At 37.0% G+C, this 4517-nt stretch carries 6 protein-coding genes; 5 read left to right on the forward strand and 1 reads right to left on the reverse strand.

What is annotated here, in order from left to right:
* Positions 1–799: NAD kinase (locus V7149_RS15300; protein ID WP_335346474.1), on the reverse strand; the 799-nt coding region annotated here is incomplete at its 3' end.
* 196 nt (positions 800–995) lie between these two features.
* Here V7149_RS15300 and sppA point away from each other — a divergent pair.
* The 5 genes from sppA (at position 996) to tpx (ending at position 4485) form a co-directional block, all read left to right on the forward strand.
* Positions 996–2006, forward strand: coding sequence for a signal peptide peptidase SppA (sppA, locus tag V7149_RS15305; protein ID WP_335346475.1), 1011 nt, complete (start codon positions 996–998; stop codon positions 2004–2006).
* 155 nt (positions 2007–2161) lie between these two features.
* On the forward strand, positions 2162–2551 hold the full coding sequence (locus V7149_RS15310) for an RDD family protein (protein WP_438823974.1): 390 nt from the start codon (positions 2162–2164) through the stop codon (positions 2549–2551).
* Positions 2552–2652: 101 nt separating this feature from the next.
* Complete coding sequence (locus tag V7149_RS15315; RefSeq protein WP_335346477.1) at positions 2653–3342, forward strand: DUF2953 domain-containing protein; 690 nt, start codon at positions 2653–2655, stop codon at positions 3340–3342.
* 18 nt (positions 3343–3360) lie between these two features.
* Positions 3361–3825: a GerW family sporulation protein gene (ytfJ, locus tag V7149_RS15320; protein ID WP_335346478.1), complete on the forward strand. Its 465-nt coding sequence runs from the start codon at positions 3361–3363 to the stop codon at positions 3823–3825.
* Between the two features lie 159 nt (positions 3826–3984).
* Positions 3985–4485 carry a thiol peroxidase gene (gene tpx, locus V7149_RS15325; RefSeq protein WP_335346479.1) on the forward strand — a complete coding sequence of 167 codons (501 nt, stop codon included), beginning with the start codon at positions 3985–3987 and terminating at the stop codon, positions 4483–4485.
* Positions 4486–4517: the final 32 nt, after the last annotated feature.

Here is a 4517-nt window from a genome sequence, read left to right on the forward strand (position 1 = left end):
ATAAAAATGTTCTCTGTACCTTTTCCCAAAATGAATTATCTTTTAATTTGACTGTTTTTATGATTTTACCACTAAGTTTAATATCAACTTTCTCTACGTGCTGAATACTTAATGCCTCATTATCCATTGCCATTGTAGGATGATCATTCCCGTCCTGCACAACCCCAAATGTTAATTTCCTGTCACCGCTTAGAATAAAGGATGAACCAAGTGTCCGGTACCGGTTATTATTTAATGAAGCCATTTCACTTACCTGCAGACAAGGAATAAGCGGGTCTACGATCGAACCTTTTAATGATTTATTATACGCAGTACTCCCTGTTGGCGTTGCCACAACCATTCCATCGCCACGGAACGTTTCGAAATGAAAATCATCGATAAATACATCTAACACAAATGTTTTAATAATAGCTGAGCGTATACTAAATTCATTTAAACAATAAAAGGAGGTTTGATCATCAACAGATACCTCAATAGTTGGATATCGACGGACTTCAACCTTTTCATTTGTCATCGCTTCACTCATTTGATCTGGATGATCAATATGGAAGTCGCAATAAAGGCTAGGACGATCCATAGTAGAAATTCCGATGTATAAACAATCATCTCTAAATCCTGTTTTCCGAACAGCCTGCAAAAACGCACCATCTCCGCCAATGCTTGCAATTATGTTTGCTTTTTTGTAATCAGTCACAATATTAAATTGATGAGCTAGTGCAAGCTCATGAAGGGGTTCAACCTTCTCTTTCATTTCAGAATTATTATTATAATAAAAATAAACATTTCGACGAGTAGTCATGTGAATTCCTCCAAAAAATAGAGATTATTAAGTGCATATTCAAACAACATTGTTGAAAAATTTGGTATGATAGGTAATGTTTCTCGACTCAGTTTACACTTTTTTGAAACATTTATAAAGTTTAATACGTATGAAAGACTGGATTGTATAAAGATAAGTTATGCAGTTTGTCTTTTTTAATTAAGGGGGATTAAAAATGAATGGAAAGCGTTGGGCCGCATTAGGGATTGCGGGTGTATTATTTGTTTTTTCTATTGTGACGAATTTCCTTACGGGACTGGCATTTAAAGATTTTGAAACTTCGATTACTGATTTATTTGCTTCGAGCAATGCCGGTTTTGTTGAAGAAATAATGGATGAAGGCAATCAAATGAAGAAAATTGTTGTCTTGGATGTAGATGGAGTCATTCAAGATACGGGAGATGCTGCTTCACTTTTTTCTAGCGCAGGCTACAACCATAAAGGATTTATGAAGAAGCTTGATCAGGTTAGGGATGATTCAACGGTAAAGGCCATCGTCATAAGGGTCAACACTCCAGGAGGAGGGGTCGTTGAAAGTGCAGAAATTCATGATAAAATCAAAGAAATTCAATCGGAAACGAATAAGCCAGTTTATATTTCAATGGGATCTATGGCGGCTTCAGGCGGATATTATATATCTGCACCTGCTGATAAAATCTTCGCTAGCCCAGAAACGTTAACAGGCTCTTTGGGAGTCATTATGCAAGGTGTTAACTATTCTGGTCTTGCCGAAAAATATGGCGTGGATTTTGTAACCATCAAGAGCGGGCCTTATAAGGATATTATGAGTCCGTCAAGAGAAATGACAGCTGATGAAAGAGAAATCCTTCAATCGATGATTGACAATTCCTATGAAGGATTTGTAAAGGTCATTTCTGAAGGACGAAATATTCCTGTTGCTCAAGTAAAGGAAATTGCAGATGGAAGAATTTATGACGGCAGACAGGCACAGAAATTAAACTTAATTGATGGTTTTGGATACTTGGATGATGTCATTGACACCCTTAAACAGGATCATAAGCTAAAGGGTGCACAAGTTGTGAGATATACTGAAAATCTTGGTTTTGGTTCCATGTTTAGTATGGGAGCACAAAAGCTTATGGGCAAAGATATCGAAATGGCGGGGCTGATGAAGCTTTTGTCACAGCCTAATTCACCGCGTCTCATGTATTTATATGCAGAATAGGAGGTGCAAAGATGAACCGATCAGATGAAGAAATGAATGTAAGTGATGAAAAAAGTGAAGAATTATTGGCAATAGCGAAATCAGAAACTGAAAGCATTCATCGTCAAAGTGACCAAATTGGCCAACTGGCTCCCTTACGATTTGCGGGTTTCTGGATGAGATTTTGGGCTTATTTGCTTGACTTGATTGTCATTGGGAGTATAGATCGCATTCTGATCAATCCTATCTTTCGAGCTTTAGACATTCCGCTAACTGAATTCAATATCTTTGCGCCGATTACGATTGCAACCGCTGTTACGTTCTATGCTTATTTTGTTCTGATGACACGTTTCTTCAATCAAACACTTGGAAAGATGGCTTTTGGGTTAAAAGTGGTTGATTTAAAAGGGCAGAAGCTAACATGGGGAACGATCATTTTTAGAGAATGGATTGGCCGTTTTATTTCAGCAACAATTATGATTGGGTATGTGGTTGTCGCCTTTTTACCAAAAAAGCAAGGACTGCATGATCTTTTTTCTGATACAACAGTCATCCATGAAAAATAATATTGATTATTCTTAAATAAACCTGCATGGCTGTTTATAGCCTGCAGGTTTATTTTTCCTTTTGGCGGCAATAATAATAGGCTGAAAGGTTGTGACTTGATTTGAAATGGATTCTAATTGCCTTAGCGATATTGGTCATTATTTTTATTATCATTCTTATTACGAAATTAAAGGTTTATTTTCATTATAACCATCATAATGATGATGATCATCTAAAAATAGAATTCAGGGCATGGTTCGGTCTAATCAGATATAAAATAGAGCTCCCGCTTATTAAAATTGATGATAATTCACCAACTATTGTAGTTAAACAAAAGAAGGGTACGAAAGATCAATCCAAGAAGAAAGATACAAAGCAATATGATGCGGATGACTTGCTAAATAGTTTTCATGATATGAAAGAGCTGCTTAGAAAAGTGGTATCTTTTAATAAAATTATTAGGAAGTTTTTACGAAAGGTTACCATACAGAAGATGGAATGGCACACAGCTTTTGGTATTGGAGATGCCGCATACACAGGAATGCTTACAGGTGCATTTTGGGGTATTAAAGGGGGGATTATCGGCATTGTCAGTCACTTTATGCGACTTAAGACTATTCCCAGCTTAAGCATTACTCCTCAATTTCAATTTGCATTATCCAAGACATCCATTTCATGTATTATTTATTTTCGAATCGGACATGCTATGTTAGCAGGAATTAAATTGCTTAAATATTGGAAAGGCGGAAGACCTAATTTTAAAGCAAAACCCTTATCGGCCTTGTCTAATAATAAAACTAAATCAATATAGAAAAGGGGGGTGCAGTATATGTCTGAGCATCCAATTCAAGGACTAATGACAACTGCCATGGAAAATCTGAAAGAAATGATTGATGTCAATACTATAATCGGTGACCCTGTTGAAACACCAGATGGCAGTGTAATCTTAACGGTTTCAAAGGTTGGTTTCGGTTTCGCCGCTGGTGGGAGCGAATTTAAACTAGAGGGACAAACAAATGGCGGCGGACAGGGACAATCTGGCGGTCATCCATTTGGGGGAGGAAGCGGCGGAGGAGTTTCCATTACGCCTATTGCTTTTCTCATCGTAAATTCAAGCGGGGTGAAAATGGTTCACCTTGATGAAAGCACTCATTTATACGAGAGAATACTTGATCTTGCTCCTCAAGCAGTAGACAAAATTCAGCAGATGTTTAATAACAAGAATAACCAGGGAAGCAGCAATCACACCCCTACAAATGAATATGACGGTCCAAAACATGATTTAAATATTTAATTTAAAAAGTTAACTTTCCAAAATTCAGGAAGGTTAACTTTTTTCTTGGCTAATATTTTATGGCTAAAGTAAGTAAGAAATAAAGTCAATAAAATTGCAAATCTTTAGTTAAGAGGATATATTTACAATGTACATATATTGTTTAAGGAGATGAAGAGGATGGCAAATATTACGTTTAAAGGAAACGCAGTAACGCTTTTAGGAAATGAAGTGAAAGTAGGAGATAAAGCTCCTGAATTTAATGTTCTTGCCAATGATCTATCAGCAGTAACTTTAGCAGATTCTAAAGGCCAAGTTCGTTTAATCAGTGTGGTTCCTTCTATTGATACAGGAGTTTGTGACGCACAAACTCGCCGTTTTAATGAAGAAGCTTCGAAATTAGACAATGTAAAGATTTTAACTGTAAGCGTAGACCTTCCTTTCGCCCAAAAACGCTGGTGTGCGGCAGCTGGAATTGAAAATGTTCAAACTCTATCAGATCATCGCGATCTTTCTTTTGGGGAAGCATACGGAGTTGCTATTCAAGAATTACGTCTATTAGCACGTGCTGTTTTTGTAGTAGACTCAAATGACAACGTTACTCACGCCGAATATGTAAGTGAAGCAACTGACCATCCAAACTATGAAGCTGCGGTAGAAGCTGCAAAAGCAGCGAGGTAAGTAGAAATTCGAAAAAGTAATGCAAAAGCGCC

Origin of the sequence: Bacillus sp. JJ1503, from assembly GCF_036965125.1 — a bacterium.
Taxonomy (GTDB): domain Bacteria; phylum Bacillota; class Bacilli; order Bacillales; family Cytobacillaceae; genus Cytobacillus.

Excerpts from the sequence above, each read along its gene's own strand:
- ytfJ (WP_335346478.1), top strand. The coding sequence starts at position 3,361 with ATGTCTGAGCATCCAATTCAAGGACTAATGACAACTGCCATGGAAAAT.
- sppA (WP_335346475.1), top strand. The coding sequence starts at position 996 with ATGAATGGAAAGCGTTGGGCCGCATTAGGGATTGCGGGTGTATTATTT.
- tpx (WP_335346479.1), top strand. The coding sequence starts at position 3,985 with ATGGCAAATATTACGTTTAAAGGAAACGCAGTAACGCTTTTAGGAAAT.
- V7149_RS15310 (WP_438823974.1), top strand. The coding sequence starts at position 2,162 with ATGAGATTTTGGGCTTATTTGCTTGACTTGATTGTCATTGGGAGTATA.